Source organism: Leptolyngbya sp. BC1307 (assembly GCF_002286735.1).
GTDB lineage: Bacteria > Cyanobacteriota > Cyanobacteriia > Phormidesmidales > Phormidesmidaceae > Phormidesmis.
In genome coordinates, this window is record NZ_NRTA01000053.1 from 1 (window position 1) to 21,755 (window position 21,755).

Annotated in this window: 24 protein-coding genes and 1 pseudogene; 11 read left to right on the plus strand and 14 right to left on the minus strand. The window is 52.9% G+C overall.

All coding sequences use genetic code 11. The features are described 5' to 3' along the window. The 4 genes from CKL79_RS19180 to CKL79_RS19195 all read left to right on the plus strand — a co-directional run. Positions 1–486 (plus strand): transposase (locus CKL79_RS19180; protein ID WP_141242116.1); only part of this gene is annotated, 486 nt, incomplete at its 5' end. Positions 487–551: 65 nt separating this feature from the next. After that, positions 552–1,163 (plus strand): hypothetical protein, encoded by a 612-nt coding sequence (locus tag CKL79_RS19185; RefSeq protein WP_121971170.1) that lies wholly within the window; start codon positions 552–554, stop codon positions 1,161–1,163. Positions 1,164–1,218: 55 nt separating this feature from the next. Further along, on the plus strand, positions 1,219–1,596 hold the full coding sequence (locus CKL79_RS19190) for a hypothetical protein (RefSeq protein ID WP_121971171.1): 378 nt from the start codon (positions 1,219–1,221) through the stop codon (positions 1,594–1,596). Then, entirely contained in the window at positions 1,593–2,003 is a 411-nt protein-coding gene (locus CKL79_RS19195) for a PIN domain-containing protein (protein ID WP_121971172.1), read from the plus strand. The genes CKL79_RS19190 and CKL79_RS19195 overlap by 4 nt, the downstream gene beginning before the upstream one ends. Positions 2,004–2,156: 153 nt before the next feature. Here the strand turns inward: CKL79_RS19195 and CKL79_RS19200 are convergent, their stop codons facing one another. The 8 genes from CKL79_RS19200 to CKL79_RS19235 all read right to left on the minus strand — a co-directional run bounded on the left by CKL79_RS19200 (position 2,157) and on the right by CKL79_RS19235 (position 10,697). Beyond that, positions 2,157–2,456 carry a hypothetical protein gene (locus CKL79_RS19200; RefSeq protein WP_240518974.1) on the minus strand — a complete coding sequence of 100 codons (300 nt, stop codon included), beginning with the start codon at positions 2,454–2,456 and terminating at the stop codon, positions 2,157–2,159. Positions 2,457–3,114: 658 nt separating this feature from the next. After that, on the minus strand, positions 3,115–6,123 hold the full coding sequence (locus CKL79_RS19205) for an SMC family ATPase (protein ID WP_121971173.1): 3,009 nt from the start codon (positions 6,121–6,123) through the stop codon (positions 3,115–3,117). Positions 6,124–6,498: 375 nt separating this feature from the next. Then, a complete protein-coding gene (locus tag CKL79_RS19210; RefSeq protein WP_121971174.1) occupies positions 6,499–7,035 on the minus strand; it encodes a pentapeptide repeat-containing protein in 537 nt (178 codons plus the stop codon). Positions 7,036–7,203: 168 nt separating this feature from the next. Beyond that, positions 7,204–7,470 (minus strand): nitrate/nitrite transporter NrtS, encoded by a 267-nt coding sequence (gene nrtS / locus CKL79_RS19215; protein WP_276300913.1) that lies wholly within the window; start codon positions 7,468–7,470, stop codon positions 7,204–7,206. A 70-nt stretch (positions 7,471–7,540) separates the two neighbouring features. Further along, positions 7,541–8,065 carry a DUF2141 domain-containing protein gene (locus CKL79_RS19220; protein ID WP_205879150.1) on the minus strand — a complete coding sequence of 175 codons (525 nt, stop codon included), beginning with the start codon at positions 8,063–8,065 and terminating at the stop codon, positions 7,541–7,543. Between the two features lie 208 nt (positions 8,066–8,273). Further along, the gene (gene rpmF, locus CKL79_RS19225; protein WP_121971175.1) at positions 8,274–8,450 is read right to left on the minus strand and encodes a 50S ribosomal protein L32; all 177 of its coding nucleotides are present in this window, start codon (positions 8,448–8,450) and stop codon (positions 8,274–8,276) included. 91 nt (positions 8,451–8,541) lie between these two features. Further along, entirely contained in the window at positions 8,542–9,549 is a 1,008-nt protein-coding gene (gene thiL, locus CKL79_RS19230; RefSeq protein ID WP_121971176.1) for a thiamine-phosphate kinase, read from the minus strand. Positions 9,550–9,560: 11 nt separating this feature from the next. After that, positions 9,561–10,697, minus strand: coding sequence for a peptidylprolyl isomerase (locus CKL79_RS19235; RefSeq protein WP_121971177.1), 1,137 nt, complete (start codon positions 10,695–10,697; stop codon positions 9,561–9,563). Positions 10,698–10,926: 229 nt separating this feature from the next. Between CKL79_RS19235 and efp the strand changes: the two genes are divergently transcribed. The 4 genes from efp to CKL79_RS19255 all read left to right on the plus strand — a co-directional run bounded on the left by efp (position 10,927) and on the right by CKL79_RS19255 (position 13,529). After that, positions 10,927–11,487 carry an elongation factor P gene (gene efp / locus CKL79_RS19240; protein WP_121971178.1) on the plus strand — a complete coding sequence of 187 codons (561 nt, stop codon included), beginning with the start codon at positions 10,927–10,929 and terminating at the stop codon, positions 11,485–11,487. Positions 11,488–11,553: 66 nt separating this feature from the next. Continuing rightward, positions 11,554–12,039, plus strand: a complete 486-nt coding sequence (accB, locus tag CKL79_RS19245; protein WP_121971189.1) for an acetyl-CoA carboxylase biotin carboxyl carrier protein — start codon at positions 11,554–11,556, stop codon at positions 12,037–12,039. A 406-nt stretch (positions 12,040–12,445) separates the two neighbouring features. Next, positions 12,446–12,844, plus strand: a complete 399-nt coding sequence (locus tag CKL79_RS19250; protein ID WP_121971179.1) for a hypothetical protein — start codon at positions 12,446–12,448, stop codon at positions 12,842–12,844. Between the two features lie 124 nt (positions 12,845–12,968). Beyond that, the gene (locus CKL79_RS19255) at positions 12,969–13,529 is read left to right on the plus strand and encodes a Uma2 family endonuclease (protein ID WP_121971180.1); all 561 of its coding nucleotides are present in this window, start codon (positions 12,969–12,971) and stop codon (positions 13,527–13,529) included. 53 nt (positions 13,530–13,582) lie between these two features. On the opposite strand, the gene CKL79_RS19260 is transcribed toward CKL79_RS19255, so the two are convergent. Continuing rightward, positions 13,583–14,527 (minus strand): FTR1 family protein, encoded by a 945-nt coding sequence (locus CKL79_RS19260; RefSeq protein WP_121971181.1) that lies wholly within the window; start codon positions 14,525–14,527, stop codon positions 13,583–13,585. 96 nt (positions 14,528–14,623) lie between these two features. Beyond that, on the minus strand, positions 14,624–15,586 hold the full coding sequence (locus CKL79_RS19265; protein ID WP_121971190.1) for a 2-oxoglutarate and iron-dependent oxygenase domain-containing protein: 963 nt from the start codon (positions 15,584–15,586) through the stop codon (positions 14,624–14,626). 254 nt (positions 15,587–15,840) lie between these two features. Here CKL79_RS19265 and CKL79_RS19270 point away from each other — a divergent pair, with 254 nt between their 5' ends. After that, positions 15,841–16,218 (plus strand): hypothetical protein, encoded by a 378-nt coding sequence (locus tag CKL79_RS19270; protein WP_121971182.1) that lies wholly within the window; start codon positions 15,841–15,843, stop codon positions 16,216–16,218. Here CKL79_RS19270 and CKL79_RS19275 read toward each other — a convergent pair. Then, a complete protein-coding gene (locus CKL79_RS19275; protein ID WP_121971183.1) occupies positions 16,215–17,885 on the minus strand; it encodes an ATP-dependent DNA ligase in 1,671 nt (556 codons plus the stop codon). The genes CKL79_RS19270 and CKL79_RS19275 overlap by 4 nt on opposite strands. 188 nt (positions 17,886–18,073) lie before the next feature. Here CKL79_RS19275 and CKL79_RS19280 point away from each other — a divergent pair, with 188 nt between their 5' ends. After that, a complete protein-coding gene (locus CKL79_RS19280; RefSeq protein WP_121971191.1) occupies positions 18,074–18,865 on the plus strand; it encodes an NYN domain-containing protein in 792 nt (263 codons plus the stop codon). A gap of 51 nt (positions 18,866–18,916) precedes the next feature. On the opposite strand, the gene CKL79_RS19285 is transcribed toward CKL79_RS19280, so the two are convergent. Next, a complete protein-coding gene (locus CKL79_RS19285) occupies positions 18,917–20,053 on the minus strand; it encodes a metallophosphoesterase (RefSeq protein WP_121971184.1) in 1,137 nt (378 codons plus the stop codon). A gap of 284 nt (positions 20,054–20,337) precedes the next feature. On the opposite strand from CKL79_RS19285, the gene CKL79_RS19290 reads away from it, so the two are divergent. Beyond that, entirely contained in the window at positions 20,338–20,772 is a 435-nt protein-coding gene (locus tag CKL79_RS19290) for a universal stress protein (RefSeq protein ID WP_121971185.1), read from the plus strand. Here the strand turns inward: CKL79_RS19290 and CKL79_RS23550 are convergent. Together CKL79_RS23550 and CKL79_RS19300 are read right to left on the minus strand one after the other, a co-directional pair. Continuing rightward, entirely contained in the window at positions 20,760–21,293 is a 534-nt protein-coding gene (locus tag CKL79_RS23550) for a hypothetical protein (protein WP_205879152.1), read from the minus strand. The genes CKL79_RS19290 and CKL79_RS23550 overlap by 13 nt on opposite strands. A gap of 265 nt (positions 21,294–21,558) precedes the next feature. After that, a pseudogene (locus tag CKL79_RS19300) lies at positions 21,559–21,755 on the minus strand (hypothetical protein); the annotation flags it as partial.

A 21,755-nucleotide genomic window follows, 5' to 3' on the forward strand; every position in this document is an offset into this window, starting at 1 on the left:
TGTTTTACCTTCTGCTGCCGAATTCCCCGCTTTGGCAAGCTGCGTTTAGTGATTAGCTTTGAAACTGCACAGCTCACCGGGACTTACGCTGTGCTGCTGACCAATCGCGCTGACTGGTCAGCCAAACAGGTGCTCGCCAAATATTTACAAAGATGGCCGATAGAAACCTTTTATCGAGATGGAAAGCAATATCTCGGGCTTGATGAGTATCGGATGCGAACCTTTGAATCCATTCAAACCCATTGGACGTTGGTGTTCGTGGCTTACTCAATCTTGCACTTGGCTTGCTTGCCACCCCCGACAAAGGCTCCGGGCAAGCGCCCTACCCAGCTCACACAATCCATCGGGCAGGTCTGTCGCCAGCAATCGCAAGCGCTGATAGAAAAGCTAATCCTCTTTGCTCATGACTGTCTTGAACAGGGTGAATCGGCGTCGCAGGTGTTTGCCAAATTGTTTGACAAGCAGAATAAGGGGGTGCCTGCATGACTCGCTAGATAACGCCTCAATTATTTTTCTACCGTCAGAGCACAACACTCAAGTTATTTACAGGGTTGAAATCTGGCTTCATAGTTGGCCTCCTGTTTGGTCTGATAGTTGGTGCTTGGTTCTCTTTAGGGGCAATCCTAAACTTTGGTTTCGAGTTTGTTCCGATGGCTTTTGTAGATGGTTTGCTGTCTGGCGTACCCTTCGGTTTTCAAGCTGGTTTAATGTTTGGCTGTGTTTATGGTTTAATGAACGGCTTAATAACAGGATTTCAGTCAGAATTTAAGACTCGAGAAAATCCGAATCAAGGCATCCTTTCATCTATCAAGAATATTCCTCTTATCGCTCTATGCACGTATCCTTTCGGAATATTTTTGTCCCACGCGCTCGCCTTTCTCGGAGGCGGACACGTAATGTGGCGAACAAGCTTTGCTGAAGGTTTGTGTTATGCGTTGATCCTGTCGTTTTTAGCAGGCGGAGGCTTACAAATTTTAAGACATGGCTTGCTTCGTTTTTTCCTCCACCGCCAAGGCCACATCCCCTACAACTACGCCCAATTCCTCAAATACACCACCGAACGCCGCCTCACTCAGCAAATCGGCGGTCGCTTCCGCTTCATCCACCGCGAACTGCTCGACCACTTCGACCCCGTAGATCGCAGCGCTTCGGAGGAAACCTAATTGTCAGCGCGTCTGCTAGCCTAGTTGTAGCGGCACAAGTTCCTAATCTATAGCCATGACAGAACATACCATCAGTCTTCCAGAAAGCATCTATCGCGGCCTACTAGCAGCGGCACAGGCTAGGGGTCTGAGTCCTGCTAAGTGGATCGCATTGCAGTTGGCACCAGAAACCGACGAGCCTCAATCTTCGACTCAGTCGTCCGAAGATCTGGTCGGGGCGATAAACAGCAAGGCTGAACCTATTCATCGCAGCCATACTGAGGTTGATCGATACTCACAACCTCTGTCTGAGTTACTTGCTGGACTTACCGGGAAAATAGACAGCAAGGCTGAGCCTCACTACTCTCATGAATCTGATCGCACTCACAAAGATGATGCCTTTGGCGAAAGTTTCATCGCGGAGATGGCAAAACAGGGAATTCATCTTCCATGAATCTGGTTGATACTGGCCCGTTGGTTGCCCTCTTAGATAAAGGGCAAGGAAAAAGCCATACAGACTGTATGGAAGCCTCTGAAGAACTTATCGGGCCTATGCTCACTACCTGGCCGTGTTTCACAGAAGCCATGTATCTTCTCGGAAGATTGCGAGGCTGGGGTGGGCAACAGTCCCTTTGGCAGCTTTGGGAGACGGGCGTCCTGCTCATACACGAGGCAGTACCTGCTGAGCGTGAGCGCATGAAAGCATTGATGGAAACATACCAAGACACGCCTATGGATCTAGCGGATGCCTCGCTGGTAGCCGCTGCTGAGCGCTTGGGTCTGAGCCGCATCTTTACTTTAGACAGCGACTTCTATGTCTACCGCATCAACGATAGGGAGAGTTTTTCAGTTGTTCCATGACAGTCTTTTTTCGTATGTCTGAGAGGCAGTTGCAAGTTGCTTCAGCATTCAAATGGAGAAACCGTCAGATGTCTGAAAAGGTAGCGAGGACTAAACTTGATCAAAGGCCGGGAACCCCATGCACTGCAAACACTATGAGGTTCCCAAGTTTGTCTAGATCGCTCGGCGCAGCAAGCTAACCGCCTCACCTTGGGCAGGCGTGATGATCAGCGGCTCCTCTACGGCGACAATCGGGCTCCAGAGAACGGTTTCGCTGTAGTGCAGACTGTGCAGCAGGTGAATGGTCTGCCGCACTGCGCCAGGAGTGCCGAGCAAAATATGGCGGACAGATTCTCCTGGGGGGCTGGTGTTAGGGATGAGCTGCGGCAAAGGCCGCGTATCAGGCGCAGACGGTAGGGTCCTCAGGAGCGGGCTAGCTAAGAGCTGTAAGTTCCGGTAGAGATAGGGTTTCATGGCTTTCTTCAGAGAGAATAGGGAAGAAAGCCCCGAATTATAAAGCCACCCCAACTTGCCAAGAGCTAGGGTGGCTGTGAGATGATACGCACAGCCTCCTTGCTGCCTTGTTCAGCGAGGGGGTTAGCTGGCGGTTTTGGGTGCGAACCAATTCCGTCAGCGGCTAAATTTTTCGAGGCGGGTTCATGGTTACCGTAGCAACTGCTAGGGCCGCTAAGACGGTGACCATAAAAGCTAGCGTACCAGTACTCTTTTAAAAGTGTCAATTGTTTGACAAGAAATCATCACATGAGGCGATCGCTGGATCGGGTAATGAATTGAGCGAAGACAGGAGAGCAGGAGGCAGGAGAGCAGAAATCAGGAGGGAGCCGTAGATATACTTCTCAACGTCGTTGGCTGAAGTCATGCACAAGCGTTTTCTAGCTCTGTGTACAGCCAACCCTTTTTGTTGCCGCAATCCTTAATAGACAAGACATCAACAATAGGGAGAAACTACGCGAGTTCAGAACCTGCATGTATTCAACAGCTCTACTAAAGCTGGAGTTCAGTATTAAACATGCTGCTTCAAGAACGAGAGCAGATCCAATCTCAGCTTGAGGAAAACGATTGCATCTGAGCAGCCCGTTCCACAGAAAAGTGAATTCAGCGCTTGCTTAGCCTATCCTGAGATGAAAATATGTGAGCCGTCTTCGTCTTTGGCAACGTCTATGCGGGTCTGAAAAGCTTCGCGGAAGTGGGGCATGTGAGTGATGGTGAGAATGCAGGCAAAGTCGGGCGCGATCGCCTCAATTGCCGAAATCAAGCGCTCACACCCGGCTTGATCCTGGGTGCCAAAGCCCTCATCGACGATCAGCATTTGCAGCGCCGTGCCTGATCGCATAGCTAGTAAACGAGCGATCGCCAGCCGAATAGCAAAATTTACTCGAAACGCCTCACCGCCAGAATAGGTCTCATAGGGGCGAGTGCCACGCGCATCGGAGATGAGAATATCAAGCGTATCAATCAGCTTTTTAGAATTGCGTCCGGTTCGCTGGGTAACAAACTGCACATGCAGCTGATGGTTGCTGAGCCTGCCTAGAATTTGGTTAGTCTCCGCCTCTAGCTGGGGCAGCAGATTTTCTATCATCAGCGCCTGAATACCGTTGCGGCCAAAGGCTTCGGCTAAGGACTTGTATACCCGATATTTGTGGCGAATGTCTTCTAGTTTTTTGTGCTGTTGCTGTTGCTGTTGCTGCACAGTCTCTAGCTGAGAGAGCTGCTGCTGCAATCTACCAAGCTGAGAGAGCTGCTGGTCGCGGGTCTCTCGGTCACTGATGATTTCACTCTCTAATTGGTCAATGTTTGCCTGCTGGTCTGTCAGATCTCCTAGCTGTTGCTGTAGTGATTCAGCCTGCCGATGAATCTCTTCAATTGATTCAGTTTGTAGCCGACAGGTTGTTTGTAGCTGACTGACTTCCCCCTGTAGCACCGTTTGCTCAGTTTCAGCCTGCTGCAGCGCCTGGTACTCCCGCTGCCACGCCTCAGCCTGACTGAGCTGCGCGCGAATTTTGTTATGCTGCGCCAGACTGTAGTCAATCTTAGCTAAACGCTGCTCTACATCAATGAGTTCTCTGTGTGCTGGGCTATTTTCAGTCGCTGTCATCGCTGCAAGCAGCGATCGCACATCGGCCTCAAGCTGGGGGCGCTGGCGCTGAATTTGCTTTTGACGGCGCTCGGCCTGCTTAATTTCGGCATGCCTCAGTTCGCTCCAGCGCAGCCGGTCTACCTGCGATCGCGCCAGCGCATGATTGCGGTCATCGTAATTAATTGCAGCTAGCTGAGTGTAAATTTGCTGCAATTCACTTTGCAAGTTTTCAGCGTAGTCGTTCTCTTGCAGGCAGCACTCTAGCTGGTTACGTTCGGCACTCAACACCTGTAGACGATCTTGCAGAGTATCGGCAGATGCCAACTTAGCTTTTATCTGGCCCCGCTCTTCTAAGACAGGCGCGTATTTAGCCAGTTCTTCTTCTAGAATGCGGTATTCCTGTCGCAGCACCTGAATTTCGCTCTCAGAAACTGCTAGTTGCTCACGAATGGCCCAGATCTGGTTTTGGACTTCGTCGCGCTCTTGGCAGGTGCGATCGCGCAGGGCCTGCCAGGTTTTGCCATCCAGCGGTTTTTCACACAGCGGACAACAAGATTCATCTGGATCTGCTAGCTGCTTCAGGGTTTGGTCAAACCGGGCCAGGGTCACTTCATGATTGAGCTGATTGGCTTGCAGCCTCTCCATAAAGCTCCGGCGCTCAATGCCCTTTTGCCGTAGCGCCTCCTGGTACTCCCGGCGCTGCTCTAGATAGGCAATTCGATGTGAAACTTCTACGGCGGCCTGCATCAGCTGAGGGGCCTGGGTTTGCTGAAGCGTTATTTGATTCTGGCGATCGCCCAACTCTTCTATCCGGGTCGTCAGCCGGGTGTGGGCTTGTTCTATCTGGCTCTCTAGCTGACGCAGCCGCTGTCGTAAGGGCGCGCTCTGTGCTTCTTTTTGATCCAACTCGCGCAGTTCTTTTTTAGCAATGCGCAGTTGTTCCACTCGGCGAGTGACCTCGCTTTTCTTGCTAAGCGTTTGCTGGATCTCTTGCTCTTGCTGCTGCAGGTTTTCTAGCTGAGCCTCGTACTGAGCCATCTGGGCTTGCTGTTGTTGCTGTTGTTGAGCCGCCTGCTGCTGGAGCTGCAGGCGCTGGGTCTGCATGTGCTGGTAGGCATGAAAGCGTTCTATCTGGTCTGCTTCGGCCTGCTTTAGCTGCTTCAACTGGCGCTGCTGCTGCCGAATTTTATCAGCCCGCGTCAGGATCGCCTCAGTCAGGCCGAGGCGATCCTGAGTCTCCGCTAGTGAGGTTTGGCTGGTGGTAAGAACGGTCTGCTGATGCTGCTGATGCTGCTGAACGAGGGCTAGCTGCTGTTGCCAAACACCCCGCTGATGCTGTTGTTGCTTGAGCCTAGCGATCGCCTGCTGCCGCTGCTGGTGAGTTGTTTGCTGGGCGACAACTTCTGCCTGTAAGTGCTCATAGTCTCGTCGGGTGTCGGCATGCGCTTCAATCTGAGCTGACAGCCGAGCGATCAGAGATTCTAAAGAATGGAGCTGGGCTTTGTAGTTGCGGGATTGCTCTTTAGCTTGCGCGGCAAGGGCATCATAGCGGTCTAAATCGAGCAGATCGGCCAGTATCTGCTTGCGATCGCCCGGTCGCTTCAGCATAAATTCGTCGGCCCTGCCCTGACGTAGATAGGCAGAATTTACGAAGGTATCGTAGTCAATCTTGATCTGGCTGAGAATGTACTGCTGAGTTGCCCGGACGCCCTTTTGGGTAATACTCTTAAAGCCTGATTCAGTCTGAATTTGAAACTCTAAGGCGCTGGTTTGACTGCGGCGGCGGGTGCGAATGACCCGGTAAGTCTGACCGCTGTGCGCAAAGCAAAAGCTGACCTGGGCTTCTAACGCGCCCTGGCGAATGATGTCATCTTCTGCGCTCACACGACTTTGGCCCCACACGCACCAGGCGATCGCTTCTAACAAAGAAGACTTACCCGCTCCATTCGGCCCGCACACACAAGCCACATGCAGCCCATCAAAATCTAGCGTCACCTCGCGGTAACTCAAGAAATTTTGAAGTACTAGCTGCTTTGGAATCATGCGCCTATCTAACCATAGCCCGCGTTTTATGGTTAGATAGGCGCTATAGCAAGGCTTTAATCATAGCAATACAAACGATCTTGAGTACAAATGATCTGATCCGATCCGGTTTTTAAATAGGTGCTTTCGCCATCGATCCGGACAGCTTATGAAGCGCAAGTTTGCTTCCGGACACGTAAAAACAGCGAGAATCTTTCGCTGACTGGGCAAAAGATTCTCGCTCACTGAGGATATGGCTCTTTTAAATGCTGCTCAGGTCTTAAACTAACGGTCTTAAACTAATGGCCGCTGAAGGCCAGCTTTCAACCAGTTTTTATGCGTAGCTAAACGGTATCGAACATCGGTTTTTATCAAACTTTGCAAGCTGTCCGGATTCTACTGACGGTGAGCACCCCACGAGATCCAGTGGAACGATCCAGCAGAAACCTCACAGTTGCTAATGGCCACCAGGTCGTCGAGTGCTGCGCCTTCGTAGTCGGTATTTTCTAACTCACGAGCATCCACACAAGTGCCGCTCAGATTGACTTCGCGCAGGTTAGCGCCGCTGAGCAGGGCACCACTGAGATCGGCACCGCTGAGGTCAGCACTTTCCAGATTAGCGGCTCTCAGATCGGCACCTGTGAGATTGGCCCCCACCAGGCTGGCGTTTTTCAGGTCAGCGCCGATGAAGTTTGTGCCTTGAAGATTTGCGCCGCTGAGATTGGCACTGGTGAGATCAGCATCAGTCAGGTTGGCCTCAGACAGATTGACCCGGCTTAAGTCTGTACAGCTAAGGTCGGCGCAGCTGAGGTCGCACCGGCTAAAATTGACACCTGTCAGTAAGGTCTTCGCTAACGATGCGCCTCGTAGGGAGGTTTCAGAAAAGTTGCGATCGCCCCGGTTGTATTCGTGAAGCAGCTGTTGTAAGTTCATAAGAATTCACGTCCTGCGGCCCGAAGTAATTCCCCCGTGGTCGCATAGAGGGTGGCAGCAAACCGGCTAATGGCAGTCTGTGAACCTTGGTCTAACCCGCTCGCTTTTCAATCATGATATGAAGAAAATATGAGCAACTTATGAAGAGAGCCTGTAAAGAAAAATTGCTCAAGGAACAATCTGGCAGGTGCTCTGGCCGTGAATGCTCACCCCAAACGGTACTAGATAAGTCAGCAGGGCCGAAATCCAGCGATCGCCGCTCATCTCGTGGTTCAGCAGAGCGCCCGCATGGTTGATGATAAATAGCAGCGTACCGACGACTAGCGCCACCCGAATAGCAGTGTTGCGACACTGTCGCTGAGTCAAAGTCATTTGAATCTGCTGAAGCTGGCGCATGGTGATTGAGCGGATTTTTCCCAAGCGTATGGTTCCCAAGTAGATAGTCCTGAAGTCGGCAGCGTATGGAGCAGACCCCTCAGGGCCGTTCCTCGCCTGACGGCAATATTTAATAATAAATGAGATCTATTTGCGTTGTTGCACGGCGGCCCAGCACAAAGACAGCCGCTTCGCGAAAGGCTGGCACGCTGGTTCGAATAGTCGGGTTGCGCGAAAAACCAAAGCCCTCTGTAGGGACACCAAAGAGGCCAGTATTGATCTGACTGTCTTCGTTCTCATCGTGCAGCACAGAAACAGCGTAGGTACCTGACTCTAAACCCTCAAAGACGACTGACAGACGGCCTGCCATCGCCTCAAGAGCGTCAGCTGATGTCGCTGATTCTATAGTGGCTGTAGACGCGGCGACGCACTGACGCGCAATTACCGCTTCCTCAGCCTGAGGAAACCCTTCACTGCTCTCAAACAGGCTAAAACACACCTGCCCCGCCGTATTCTTGAGGCCAGCCACTTCAACCGTTAAGCTGCTAGACGGTAGCTGCTGAGCCTCAGCTGAGTGAGCAGGCTGAATGGCGAGGAGCATAAACGCCAGCCAGCCAACATCTCTGGCCGCACGGCGATTTAAAGATAAAGGCATTTTTATTGTTTTTGAATATTAACTCGAAGTAGGGAATGGCTCTGGTGTTGGAAGTCAGTAATCAGTAGTCAGCAGTCAGTAGTTGAATTCTGTCTCCTGTCTCCTGTCTCCGGCCCCATCCCCCAGCCAATAAAAAAGCAGAGCACCAGGCCCCGCTTTCTTTTAGCTTTGTCAGCGTCGAGTTCCTCGACGAACCTATGACCAGCAGTTACTCGTCGTCATCGTCATCGTCATCGGACGGATATTCAAAGCTGTTAGATTGATTGGTCAGTACAGATTTACCGAGGGAAAGCGCCCGCTGCGCTTGGATAGCGGCTTTGCGATTCCAGGTAGCTCTGCGACTGTCCCGCTTGGATTTTGAGGTTTTCTTCTTAGGAACTGCCATGAGCGTACACGTCTATAAGGTTGCAATAGTCTTGCTAGTGTAGTGCATTTTTGAGAGGGGGGAAAGGGGGGAGGGGAAATGGGGAAATGGGTTAGAAATGCTGAAAGCTTTGGTGGGTGAGCGAGATGCCAGGGCCATTTGCATCTGAGATGAGCTGTACGGTTTTTGTAGGGGTGACGGTGCCGATGGGGGTGGCACAACCAGCGCTGGTGAATCTGTCGGCTAAGTTTGGCGGTAAGCAGAGGACTAGCTCGAAGTCTTCGCCGCCGTAGAGTGCCCACTCTATAGCCGTTTCAGCACCAACGGTATCGCTGAGCTGAGCAGGAAGCGGAATGCGCGATCGCTCAATCTCCATCCCTACACTGCTGCTGTGAGCGATTTGCAAAAGGGCATTGGCCAGACCGTCGCTGCTGTCCATGCCGGCGATAGGTGGGAAATGTTCACCCGGTTGAATAATTTGATGCAGACGGGCGATCGCGTCAAATCTGGGCACTGGCTGCTGATGCGCTTTAATCCAGGCCGACTTTAACGGTGTGGGAACTTCAACTGCTAGCTCTTCTAATAGCAGCGCCAGTCCAGCGCGCGAAGCCCCGTGTGGCCCGGTTACCACGACACTCATTCCCGGCACTGCCGCATCGCGACGAATGGTCTGCTCAGGCCGTACCTGACCGAGCGCTGTAATCGATACCGTCCGCTGCGCCGCCCGACAGAGATCGCCACCAATAATGGCTCCCCCGTGAGTTTTTAGGCAGGCTGCCATGCCCTGATAGAGTGCTTCTACCCAGGGCCAGGGAGTCTCGCCGGGGAGTCCCAACCCGACGGTAATCGCCAGCGGCATCGCACCCATTGCGGCCAGATCTGAAAGATTAGCTGCCGCTGCCCGCCAGCCGACTGCGAAAGGGGGGGTGGTGCGATCGCTAAAATGCACCGTTTCAACCAGCACATCTGTCGTCACTACCAGACGGTAGCCCGGCTCGACATCTATCAGGGCCGCATCGTCACCCACCATGCCCTCAGCGCAAAAAGGCTTGAGTCGCTCAATCAATGCCAGTTCGCCGATCTCTGCAATAGTGACTGAGGGCAAGCGATCGCTCTGCATAAGCTCTAGCGCTACGCTTGGGGCAGCTCCAGATTGTCTAACCCATCGATGACTTTAGCAGAGATGACTTTGTCGCCTTCGCTGAGCGATCGCAGCACCTCTTTGCCTTCTATCGTGTAGCCAAATACCGCATAGCGCCCGTCTAGCAGGTTGCGCCCCGCCGGTGTCAGCCCCGCCTCAAACAAAAAGAAGAAAAACTGAGAAGAGCCGCCATTATTGTCATTGCCAGGGCGAGCCAGCGCCAGACTGCCGAAAGCGTTAAATGGCAAAACCGGGCTGTCCATATAGCGGCCAATTTCTTCTAGCGTCACCCCATAGGTCGGAGCCTCGTCGCCATCTACCAAAATCTCCAGGGGAATCGCCCGGTATTCATTCGTCTCAGGGTCGATGTAGCCAGCTTTATCCCCTTCCGGGTCACCCGTCTGCAGCACATAAAAGTCTTCAGCCCGAATGAAAGGCAGCCCGTCGTAAAACTTTTTATTCACCAGGTCAACAAAATTACCGGCTGTCACTGGGGCGCTATAGCCATCGGCGACTACCGTGACATCGCCTTGGGTCGTGACAAATTGGACGGTGGCGCGGCCTTTTAGCTGGGGCAGATTGTCATACTCAGCAGGCACCTCGAAGGGATAGCCATCGACCATCAGCTCCTCTAGCGCGCCGACTTGATCCAGCATCAGCTTGCGCTCAGTCCAAATGCCTTCTTTGTTTTTGTCATCGGCGGCGGCGCGGGCCGGTTCTATCTCAGCAGCGATATTGTCTATGAGGGCGATCGCCTGCGCCTGACGATCTGCTGGCACCGCCGCCAAAATCGCATCGCGCTTACGATCTAGCTGCCGCTCTACGCGGGAAAGATCTCTTTTAATAGGTCCCCAGCGCTTACTACGCAGCCATTCTGACAGCCCTTCTAGTTCGCTCTGCACTTTGCGAATCTCTGGACTGTCAATCGGCAAAGAGTAGCGCAGCAGCGCCGCCCCATCGGTCACCGCATTCCCCGGCGGCAAACCGGCCCGAGCTGGGCTAGCTGCCAAAACCAGACAGACCATCGACAAGATCAAACTCAAACCGGTCGCTTTCATAAACCGTCGAATCCGTCTTGGTAGATAGCTAATGGGGGAGTTGCTAAAAAAGGGCAGGCGCAAATTCATGGAAAAACAAAGAGGCTTTCACCTTAGATCTTGCCACAGTCTGGCACGCTGTAGCGTTGGCCACATTACTTTAAGATAGAGATTAATTGTAAAAAACCTTTGCGTTGCTCACGGAGGGGCAGCAAGGCCAAGACCTGATCTTGCCTTGAATCGCCATCTAAACTCTAGGCAACTGACCGCCGAGCGGTACAATAATGGCCGATTGCACTAGCACACTTTAGCTATCACCATGATTTCAAGCAATGATTTTCGCACTGGCACCAGCATTGAGCTAGATGGATCGGTGTGGCGCGTCGTTGAGTTTTTGCATGTCAAACCGGGTAAAGGCTCCGCTTTTGTACGCACCAAGCTAAAAAATGTGCAGACCGGCAGCACGGTAGATCGCACCTTCAGAGCTGGCGAGACGATGGCTCAGGCCGTGCTGGAGAAAAAGACGATGCAGCACACTTACAAAGAAGCCGATCAGTACGTCTTCATGGATATGGAAACCTACGAAGAAAGCCGACTCAGCGAAGATCAGATCGGCTCAGGGGTGAAATACATCAAAGAAGAGATGGAAGTCACTGTGCTGATGTGGAATGACCGGGTTTTAGAGGTAGAGCTACCTAACTCAGTCAGCCTAGAGATTACCCAGACCGATCCTGGCGTTAAAGGCGACACTGCGACTGGTGGCACCAAGCCTGCTATTGTCGAAACCGGCGCTCAGGTGATGGTACCGCTATTTATTTCCGAGGGCGAGAAAATCAAAATTGACACGCGCACTGACAGCTATCTGGGCCGTGAAAACTAGATTTTCCATCTGGGGCTCTTGGCCCAGGTCGGGTTTGGCGTGTAGTAGGATATGGAGTTTTTATCAGTGAATCTTAGTTTCAACGAACTCCGCGAGTTGGTGGCTGCCCTCAACCAAACTGACATCGCCGAATTAAAGCTTAAAAATTCCGAGTTTGAGCTGACTTTGCGCAAGCCCTCGGCGCTCCGCGCTGACAAGATGCTAAGCACTACGCCTGCTGTGCCTGCCCCGGCTATAGCCCCCTCAGCCCCCGCTCCGCTCAGCCCCACCGAACCCGCTGCGACAGCTGCCTCAGCGATTGATCCGACTCTGGTCGCAATCAAATCGCCGATGGTTGGGACATTTTACCGATCGCCTACACCTGATGAAGCTTCTTTTGTCGAGGTCGGCGATCGCATCCAAACCGGACAAACCGTCTGCATCATCGAAGCGATGAAGCTGATGAACGAGCTAGAAGCGGAAGTCTCCGGCGAAGTCGTAGACATCCTGGTAGAAAACGCCGAGCCCATAGAGTTTGGCCAACCTCTGATGCGAATCCGACCGCTCAAATAATCAGCAGGATTTGCTATCGTATAAAGACATCGGGGTCAAGCGGTAAGGTGCTTAACTGTCAGCTCGCTGGCTGTAAATTTACGGTTTCCCATCTGGCGCTATCCGCTTTAAATAGCGGTATGTTTGGCAACAGTAGACACTGCGCGGTGCTGTTGAGTGCCTGTAACGTCCCTCGGTTAATGAACCGACCCAGCTTGATCGGTTCGGAGTCTGCCCGGCAGTAGACTTGGGCAAACGGCGATAAACCGCTACATTAGACGATAAGCTACTAAGCCGTCAGCCCTAATCTGCGACGGTTCAACCAGGTTTAGTAGGCTAATCTCAAACCAAAGTCAGGCCCAGAGGTAGATAAGAGGCGACGGACGTTTACCGATGGGCACAGCAGATTGTACTCAGGAGGAAGATTATGACAGAAGGCATGATGAAGAACAGCACCCGTCAAGAGCACACTCCCACCGCTCGGTCTGCCACCTACGCTGCTTCAACTCCGAGCCGACTGTATCACCGACTAGAAGAGGCCCTGCACTGCGGCAGCGAAGTCTGGTTTAGAATGCCGGGCACGCGCCTGGTAGGCATTCCCATCTTTTTAGATACCGACTATGTAGAGGTGGTGGATGTCGATGTCGCCGAGGGTTTTGAAGACGACGACCTGCCCGATGAACCCTACCAGCGCACCGTATGGCTGATTCGCCTGGAAGAAATCAGCGCCATTTCCTACGCTACCGATCGCTGGAGCAAAGAACGCTTCGAGCGCCTGTTAGAAGAGTCCCAAAAAGACGAAGGGCCTGCCGATAAGCCCCGCTAAGCGTCGAGACCGTAAATCACAAAATCCGTAGACGCTATAGCCCTGCCTTTTGAACGAGGCGGGGTTCCTTTATGGAAAGCGTTAAACTGATGTATCCATCATCTGCAAACCGTTAGCAAACGCCATGGTTGCCAATCTTCGCTGGACAACCCGTGACCTAGAAGCCATGCCCGACGATGGCGGCTGGAAGCGCTACGAAATTATCGATGGAGAACTGTCTGTGACGCAGGCTCCTCATATTCGCCATCAGGGGGCAGGCGGCAATATTCATTTTGCCCTCGAAGGGTGGTCAAGGCAGTCTCAGCTAGGCAAACCGTTTCAAACCCCAGGGGTGATCTTCTCCCCCTACGATGCCGTCATCCCTGATGTGGTGTGGGTTAGTCAGCAGCGGCTTGAAAATGGCCTGGATGAGGCTGGGCACCTAATTGTTGCGCCTGAACTGATGGTGGAAGTGCTCTCCTCTGGCGCACTGAACGAACAGCGCGATAAAGAGGTGAAGCTGAAGCTTTACTCGCGCTACGGCGTTAAAGAATACTGGATTGTTAGCTGGCAGCTAAAAACTATAGAAGTCTATCGTCATGCTGATGGCCAGCTTCAGCTTATTGGCACGCTGATAGAAGGGGACATACTTACCTCGCCTCCGCTACCCGGATTTGGCCTCTCTGTCAGCGAAATTTTTCAATAGTTTTGAGGCTTCAGCGCTCACCATTAACAACGCTAAAACCCTTTAGATTCTTGCTAAGACTGTGGCTTAGGCGTGGCTGATGGGCTGCCCTGCTGAGAAATCAGGTTGAGGCTGCGGAAGTATCGCCCACCTACGCCTATCAAAAATGCAAAGTAGGTAATCAGTTGCAGTAGATAAATATGATCGCGGTAGCCGAGCAGGGTTTTAAGCAAAATGCCGGGGAACTGTTTGTCAGGCAAGGTGGCGCTGGTATCCCACAGCAGCGGGCCTAAAATGCACGATTGTCTACTAATGCACAAATCAATATCGGGCTGATTGAGCATACTAATAGCGGTAAAGGCAGCGTCCAGGTTTTTGAAGACAGATACCACTAGGCCAGCTACGATTAGTAGCAAGAAGACGCCCATTGTTTGAAAAAATAGCTTGAGGTTGATCTTTACGCCGAATTTGAAGAGGGCAACGCCAATGGCAAAAGCGCCTAGTAGTCCAGCGATCGCTCCCAACACCCCCGCCGCACTCTGCTGAGGTGCTTGCGCCAGAGTGCTAAAGAGAAATAGCACCGTCTCAAAGCCTTCGCGCAGCACCGCAATACATACCAAACTAAAAATGCTGATGCTAGCCCCCTCTGAGTCAGCTAGCGCGTCTTGCAGCGAGCCCTCTACGTTGCTTTTCATACTGCGAGCCTGCTGAGTCATCCAGATCAGCATCCAGCTGAGCATAACGATCGCTACGCTGCCAAAGGTCACTCCCAAGAAAGGCTTGACTACAGACTTCAAAGCGGGCGCGGCATACTGCACCTGGTTCAGAGTCAGGCCCAAAAAAATGCCAATCAGCACGCTCCCTGCAATCCCGGCAGCTACCCCCCCATACACCCAACGATTGAGTTCGCTGCGGTTGGCCTTACTCAAGCAGGCCAGCACAATGCCGACCACTAAAGCCGCCTCTACCCCTTCGCGCAGCGTAATCACAAAGGTGGGAATCGCTTGAGAAAAATCCATAGGCCCAGGCCAGATATGAAACGCGCATAGCTACTGCTTAATTATCGCTTGAATGCTCTCTGAATGACTCTGCATACAAAGTAAAATTGCCACCGATCAAGCCAACCCTATTTCCTTCAGCCGTCGCTCCAAAGACTGTCCCGCTGTCTCCGCCGGAAACAGCTGATTTCCGCCCGTGCGCTCAACACAGCCAGGCAACGGCGCAAGGTCAAATTCAGGGCGAGGATGGACGAAAAACGGCATTGAAAAGCGGCGGTCGCGGCTCCGAGAAGGGTTGACTACGCGGTGAGTCGTACTTTTTAGCAGACCATTGCTTAAAGCCTGCAGCATATCGCCCGTGTCAACGATAATCTGCCCCTGAATGGGCTGTACCGGCAGCCATTCTCCATTGAGCTGCAGTAGCTCTAGTCCGGGCGTCGTCGCTTCGCAGAGCAAAGTGATTAAGTTAATGTCTTCGTGCGGGGCCGCTCGCTGACTGGCGGGAACTGCGTCGGCAGGGACAGGCGGATAGTGGATCACCCGCAGAATCGTATTGCCCTCTTTGACTTGGGCCGTGAAAAAGTCGGCAGGCTGCTGCAGATATTGAGCGCAGGCTGACATCAGATGACCAGCGCAGGTTTCGAGCTGCTTAAAGAGGGTTGTCATGACGGGCCTGAACTGGGGCACTTCCCGAGGCCAGATATTTTCGGGATAGGCCGTTGGGTGAGCGGTAGCGCGATCGCGTCCTAAGTGCCAAAACTCCTTTAGATCGGGTGCTTCGCTGTCTTTGGCGTGCTCTTTGCCAAACTGGGTAAAGCCGCGCTGACCTTTCATCTCAGCTAGCTCGTATTCGGCTTTAGTGTTTTCGGGCAAGGCAAAAAATGCCTCTGCAGCGCCATAGGCCGCGTCAATCAGGCGTTGCTCCACGCCGTGATTTACCAACGCAAAAAAGCCTGGCTCAGAAAGCGCCTCACCCAGAGCCTTGACGAAAGCCTGAGATTTAATGTCTGAACCGGCATCTGGCCCTGAGCCGCTGACAAAATCTTGCAGGTCTAAAACGGGGATGGTTTGAACAGTCATGGCCGCAGCGAAATAAGGTTTTTGGGGAGCTAGCAAGAGAGCTTGCACAGAACTCAGTACGGGTGACCGATCAGTGAACACAGAATGGCTATTCTAACAGGTGTCTCAGAGAATGACTGATGGCCGCTATACCGGTTCAGCGTGGTAAAGGATACGTTTTTAGGCGTGAATACTTACGGAGAAATGCAGGTGCGGCGGGGCGAATCGAGTTCTAGGAAAGCGGTAGAATCAACATACTTTTACCCGTTTCAAAGATGCACAGCTGGTTTTTTCCGCGACTGCTACGAGTAGGGGCGGTGCTGCTTTGCCTGCTGCTCATTGGCGGAATTTCGGGCTGTGTGGGAAGGGCGACGCCTGCCGATCCCTGCCATGTATTTAACGGCCATCAAATTTGCGCCGTTAGCCTTCGCCGCAGCGCTCAGCACTATTGGGAATATCGGACGGTAGTCAGCATTGATGGCGTTAAGCAGCCGCTAGAAGTATATAACTGCCGCGATCGCACCCGCACCCTCGCTCGCGACGGCTCCGTCATCCCGTTTTTGACTGACAAGACCGGCGACTGGGTTTGCCAGCTATTCAAGCCTTCACGCGGCCCCCAGCTTGATGAGCGGATTAGCATTGACATTCGTTAAGAGGCGGCGCTGCCGGACGAATAGGCATTGAGCAGCGCGATCGCACTCTCTAGCGTGTCGGCCTCGGCTACTGGCTTATCGGTACGCCAGCGCAAAATACGCGGAAACCGCACTGCGATCCCCGATTTGTGCCGTTTCGATTCGGCGATGCCCTCAAAACCAATTTCAAAAACGAGCGTGGGATCAACTGAGCGCACCGGCCCAAACTTTTCTAGCGTGTGCTGGCGAATCCAGCGGTCGAGCTTCTCGATTTCGGCATTGTCTAGACCGGAGTAGGCTTTGGTAAAGGGGACGAGCGCATCGCCTTTGCGTAGGGCAAAGGTATAGTCGGTAAACAGATTGGCTCGCTTGCCCGTACCCGCCTGAGCGTAGAGCAGCACCGCGTCTAGCGTCATCGGATCGACCTTGTGCTTCCACCAGTAGCCGCGCTTGCGACCGACCAGGTAAGGACTGCTCAAAGCTTTGATCATCAGCCCTTCTGCGCCGTACTCTCGCGACTGCGATCGCCAGTGTTGCAAATCATCAAACGTGTCAAAAGGCAGCGGGTCAGCAGTGCTAATCAATTCACTAGGGTGGCTGTCGATTAGCTCAGTCAGGGCGGCGCGGCGCGATCGCAACGGCTGCGTGCGAATATCTTCCCCGGCCTGCTCTAGCAAGTCATAGGCTAAAAAATGCACCGGATTTTCGGCCATCAGCTTTTTGGTCACCCGCTTGCGGCCCAGACGCTTTTGCAAATAGTTAAAGTCGAGGGGGCGATCGCCCGCCCAGCAGACAATTTCACCGTCTAACACCGTACCTGCGGGTAGAGTAGCCAGCGCCGTCTCAAACTCAGGAAACTGGTGAGTAATCAAATCTTCGCCCCGCGACCAGATAAAGACCTGCCCCGCCCGGTGAATCAGCTGAGCGCGAATACCGTCCCACTTCCATTCAGCCTGCCACTGCTGAATATCCTCAGTCTCAGCGACAAACTTATCGACATCAATCGGCGACGCCAAGAAAAAGGGATAGGGCTGACTCGGGCTAGTATCAGCGTCATCCGGGTCAATCAAAGCTGCATAAAAGTCAGCCGTCGGCTCAATAGCGCCCATCAGCCGATGAGATAAAACGGCCTCCGTCAAGTCATATTCGGCGGCCAGCGCCTTGATCACCAGCTTGCTACTAACACCCACTCTAAAAGCGCCCGTCAGCACCTTATTCAGCACAAAAATTTCATCACCCGACAAATTAGCCCACCAATCGACCACCAGGTTCTTAATCTGCGCTTCCTCCCCTTCCCCCTCTTTCTTCCCTTGCCCTCGAAGCCGCTGCACCTGCGGAATCACCGTCTCCATCCAAACCTGCAGCGGCGTTTGGCTATCGGCTAGAGACATCCCCGTCGGCGCAATCGGCGTATCGCGCAGCAGCAGCGCAATGGTTTCTGCTGAGTCGCCGACATGGGCATAGCTTTCTTCAAACAGCCATTCTGGAATATCGGAAATCTGCAAAAAAATGTCGCGCAAAACGCGGGAAGTTACCAGCCGCCTGCGGGTTTTTCCCAGCAATAGATAGAGCGCCCACACGGCATTTGCTGGGGACTCTTCGCGAAAGTATTGTTGCAGAACCTTAACTTTTTCGTTGGTAGAGGTGGTGGCATCTACCGCCTTAAAAAGCTGTGTAAATCGTTTCATGATCGCTGGTCTGTTAGCTTCCGGTCATTCCTTAAAATATTTGCGGGGATCTGTCTCATAAGGGAACACACCCTTTAGGATGTTAAAGTTCGCAACACTTTGAGACATCCATAGTCTAAGTATTCATCGTCTAGTTGCAGCTCGCCAACTTCCGTTCGGCTAAAAAATCTGTGGCTCCTCAGTCTGCTATGAAAAATTCTAACGATCCAACCAGCAACCCCGCTCAGACCAGGACGCCTAGAAAGGTCGCTCGCACCCGCACCTCTATCGCCAGCACCTCTACCGCCAGCACCTCTACCGGTAGTGCTGATACTAGCGTCAGTGCTCAATCAGAGGCTGACGCGGAGGCTGACCAGAGCGCTGCGAGCTCCCCTTCTAACCTGAAAAAGGCCGCTGCTGCCGATAGCCGGACCCCGATCACAAGATCATCAGAGCGACCAGAGGTTAAACTGCCCAATCGCGCTCCTGATCTGGCGTCAAATTATCAGCTTGCTCAGAATGGCGATCGCATTGCCATTTTCATCGACGGCTCCAACCTCTTTTACGCAGCGTCTCATCTCAATATAGAGGTAGACTATCGGCGATTGCTATCTACCCTGGTCCGGGGTCGCAGACTGCTACGCGCCTATTTCTACACTGGCGTCGATCCGCAAAACGAGAAACAGCGCGGCTTTTTGCTCTGGCTCAACCGTCACGGTCACCGCGTCGTCAGCAAAGAACTCACCCACATGCCCGACGGCTCGCGCAAGGCCAATATGCACGTCGAGATGGCCGTAGACATGATGCGGATTGCCGAACACTGCACCACCCTGACGCTCTTAGGCGGCGATGGCAACTTAGCCTACGCGCTCCAGGTACTCTCTCAGCGCGGCGTCTCCATTGAGGTCGTCAGCTTACAGTCTATGACTAGCGATAGCCTGATTGACCTGGCTGATTCGTACACAGACCTGGCTGACTTGCGCGATCAGATTAAGCGCTAGGCTTTCTGCCGCGGGTTCAGAAAAACCAGCGGCAGAAAAATCATCTGCGCCCTACCCTGCATTTAGCGTCAGGGTGGCGTTGTTGTCAATTAGCTGCGGCTGGCCATTGGCATCGGTAGCGCTGTACCGCTGAAAATACTGCTGGGCAACCGCAGGAAGCTGCGAGTAGTCAATCGACGCATCGCCGGCTGCGACTGTTGACCAAAAGTCTTTGATATGAGGCGCGTAGGTCTTGGCCTGGCTGAGGCTAAGCGAGAGCGGCGGGTCGGTCAGTAGCTTTAAGATAAAGGGAAAAGAGCGATCGCCCATCCAGTCTTTAGAAGTTTGCTGCAAAGTCGGCCATTCTGGCACCGACTCTATCCGCCGAGACTCCACCCGCAGCTGATGTACGCCCTCACTATCTGTCGTTAATGACATCAGCCGATAGGGATGCGGATAGCTCACCAGAGATCCTGTTGTAATCGCATAAAAGTTATCTGCTTTTGCTACATCTTGCACATGTAAATGGCCGGTAAAGGCCACGGGCACATTGGCCGATTGCAGCCTGGAGACTAGATCTGGCGCATTGCGGATCATATAACGCTGCCCCAGCTTTGACTGAGACTGACCCGGTAAATGCTCCAGCACGTTGTGATGCACCATCACCATGACAAACTTTCCAGCCAGCGCCGCTAGCTGCGCATCTAGCCAGTTGAGCTGGGCGTCGTCAATCAGCCCGGTGCCAATTTGCTCGCCAGCCTGGTCAAAAGCATTTGAATTAAGACCAATCAAATGCACATTGGGTAAAATCTCCTGCTGGTAATAAAGCTGCTGAGCGTCAGCATAGCCAAACTGCTGATAGATCTGAGGAAAGTCGGCCAGGGAAATTCGATCAGCGCTTGAACCCTCTTCAGCTGAGCGGCTCCACTGTCTAATCACATCGTGATTGCCAGGTACCACATAGGTGGGAAAAGGGAGCTGCGTCAGGCGATTAGCCAGCCACCGGTGGTTTTCGCGCTCGCCGTGCTGTACCAGATCGCCCGGCAGCAGCAAAAAATCGGGCGGGTCGGACATCAGCTGCGTCAAAATCTGCTCAAAGGCGGGAATGCTTACCTCTACCAAATGAAAGCGGTTAGGCGCATCCCAAATCGTTTTGGGCAAGGCGATGTGAAGATCGCTCACAACGGCAAATTTGAAATTGAGCTTCATCGCAAATACATCCGTAAGTAGGCTAGTTTTGGGGCACACCTATGACTGTGCTACTGACCATGCTAACGCTCGTAAAAAAGGGGCGTAGCGGCAGACAAAGCTCTGCATAGTCGCTGACGCTTTACAATTGTATTGGTTGTACCCCTAAACCCGTACTAGTCTGGTATGTTTTAGCAAACACCTATCAAAGCACCGCTTGAAGCATCATAGAAATCACTCCAGATTTCAGATTCCTTGTGGCCCGTTGATTTCGCCGATATTTGTATAGTTAACGGTGTGTTCTGATGGTTTTATTTTCTAAAGACAAGATCTTGGTTCCGACTGATTTCTCCGAAAAATCTCTGCAGGCGCTTGAGGAAACAGTTGCCTTTGCCGATGAATCGTCTGCTGTCCATGTCATTCACGTGCTCAGGCCGCTAGAGGCGACAGAGCCGGGTGTCATCTGGGAATCGGTCAATGACGAAAAGCGTAAAGCAAACGTTGAAAAGCCGTTTGCAGAGAAGTTTGGGGGCAGCAAGTACGAAGGGCTAAATTTCGCTATTGAGATGGGCGACCCGACCTCTGAGATTATCGACTACGCAGAAAAGCAGCAAATCGATCTAATCGTGATGCCTTCTCGCGGTCGTACTGGTATATCCAGGTTTTTTATGGGCTCTATTGCTGAGCGGGTCATTCGCTTTGCCCACTGCCCAGTCCTGGTTCCAGCTCAGTTTGTTTGAGGCGGTTTAGGTAGGGGTCTTCTACCGTTGAGTGATGAAGCAATCAGGAGATTGCGCAGCCAGTCGTCATGATAGCGAAAGCCGTTGAGTTGTTCAAAAGGGCAAAGACAGCCGTTCTTTTGCGCTCTAGTCTTACGACAGAAGGGGTGAAAGTTGAACAGCAGCGCCATCGCCCTGACCGACCGTTCAGCCGATCGCCAATTGCCATGGAACCCCTGCATGGCAAACAGGGTACGGTCAAGATGGTTCATCGGCCGGTCCACTTGATTGCTGGTGCGATAGGCATCGGGAAAGTCGTAGGCGCGCTGAAAGTAAGGCGACTTGGCCCGCAAGCGTAGCAATCGCTGTTTAATCGCACCCGGCAGGGGTCTGATGTCTACCCATTCGAGGAAACGGCGCAGGCGCTGGGCGAACTGACGCTTAGTCTCGGCATGATAGAGATGCCAAAGCTCTTCAGCCAGACCATAGCGCAGGTCAGGCTTGGAACGACACCCATCGCGCACCTTGATCACCTCATGCAAGAAGCACAGAATCCAAACAATTCCTGGGAATAGATGCTCCCAAGCCCAGCGCGTCGCCTCCTAACCGTCGGTCGTGACCGTCTTCGGCGCATAGTCGGGGGCATGGCATGGTCATGGACTTCCTGTTGAAACCCGCCATAAGCCATTGCCAGCCCCTCATGGCCAGCATTACGACTCAGGCTATTGCCGAATAGACCGCCTTTAGCGGCGGTCACCGCCAAGTAGACTCGCTGTCCTTGCCAATCACAGTGTTTCTCGTCTGCAACTAGATGGGGGGGAGCGCTGCCTCAGTTTTCACTGTGCTACCGACAATTGACGCCCGCCCCAGGGCCTGACACAACCGGTACCAGTGCATCTCTGAACGCCCCATCACATAGGCGATGCCCTCATATGAGATGCCATGGTGCTTCAGATACAATGCTTTGGCTGCCGTCTCTGCCGTTTCGCTCATGTACGGGGTGA

Bases quoted from the DNA above. Each gene is read 5' to 3' on its own strand.
- CKL79_RS19190 (WP_121971171.1), top strand. From the start codon at position 1,219: ATGACAGAACATACCATCAGTCTTCCAGAAAGCATCTATCGCGGCCTA.
- CKL79_RS19195 (WP_121971172.1), top strand. From the start codon at position 1,593: ATGAATCTGGTTGATACTGGCCCGTTGGTTGCCCTCTTAGATAAAGGG.
- CKL79_RS19200 (WP_240518974.1), bottom strand. From the start codon at position 2,456: ATGAAACCCTATCTCTACCGGAACTTACAGCTCTTAGCTAGCCCGCTC.
- CKL79_RS19205 (WP_121971173.1), bottom strand. From the start codon at position 6,123: ATGATTCCAAAGCAGCTAGTACTTCAAAATTTCTTGAGTTACCGCGAG.
- CKL79_RS19210 (WP_121971174.1), bottom strand. From the start codon at position 7,035: ATGAACTTACAACAGCTGCTTCACGAATACAACCGGGGCGATCGCAAC.
- CKL79_RS19220 (WP_205879150.1), bottom strand. From the start codon at position 8,065: ATGCCTTTATCTTTAAATCGCCGTGCGGCCAGAGATGTTGGCTGGCTG.
- rpmF (WP_121971175.1), bottom strand. From the start codon at position 8,450: ATGGCAGTTCCTAAGAAGAAAACCTCAAAATCCAAGCGGGACAGTCGC.
- thiL (WP_121971176.1), bottom strand. From the start codon at position 9,549: ATGCAGAGCGATCGCTTGCCCTCAGTCACTATTGCAGAGATCGGCGAA.
- CKL79_RS19235 (WP_121971177.1), bottom strand. From the start codon at position 10,697: ATGAATTTGCGCCTGCCCTTTTTTAGCAACTCCCCCATTAGCTATCTA.
- efp (WP_121971178.1), top strand. From the start codon at position 10,927: ATGATTTCAAGCAATGATTTTCGCACTGGCACCAGCATTGAGCTAGAT.
- CKL79_RS19250 (WP_121971179.1), top strand. From the start codon at position 12,446: ATGACAGAAGGCATGATGAAGAACAGCACCCGTCAAGAGCACACTCCC.
- CKL79_RS19255 (WP_121971180.1), top strand. From the start codon at position 12,969: ATGGTTGCCAATCTTCGCTGGACAACCCGTGACCTAGAAGCCATGCCC.
- CKL79_RS19260 (WP_121971181.1), bottom strand. From the start codon at position 14,527: ATGGATTTTTCTCAAGCGATTCCCACCTTTGTGATTACGCTGCGCGAA.
- CKL79_RS19265 (WP_121971190.1), bottom strand. From the start codon at position 15,586: ATGACTGTTCAAACCATCCCCGTTTTAGACCTGCAAGATTTTGTCAGC.
- CKL79_RS19270 (WP_121971182.1), top strand. From the start codon at position 15,841: ATGCACAGCTGGTTTTTTCCGCGACTGCTACGAGTAGGGGCGGTGCTG.
- CKL79_RS19275 (WP_121971183.1), bottom strand. From the start codon at position 17,885: ATGAAACGATTTACACAGCTTTTTAAGGCGGTAGATGCCACCACCTCT.
- CKL79_RS19280 (WP_121971191.1), top strand. From the start codon at position 18,074: ATGAAAAATTCTAACGATCCAACCAGCAACCCCGCTCAGACCAGGACG.
- CKL79_RS19285 (WP_121971184.1), bottom strand. From the start codon at position 20,053: ATGAAGCTCAATTTCAAATTTGCCGTTGTGAGCGATCTTCACATCGCC.
- CKL79_RS19290 (WP_121971185.1), top strand. From the start codon at position 20,338: ATGGTTTTATTTTCTAAAGACAAGATCTTGGTTCCGACTGATTTCTCC.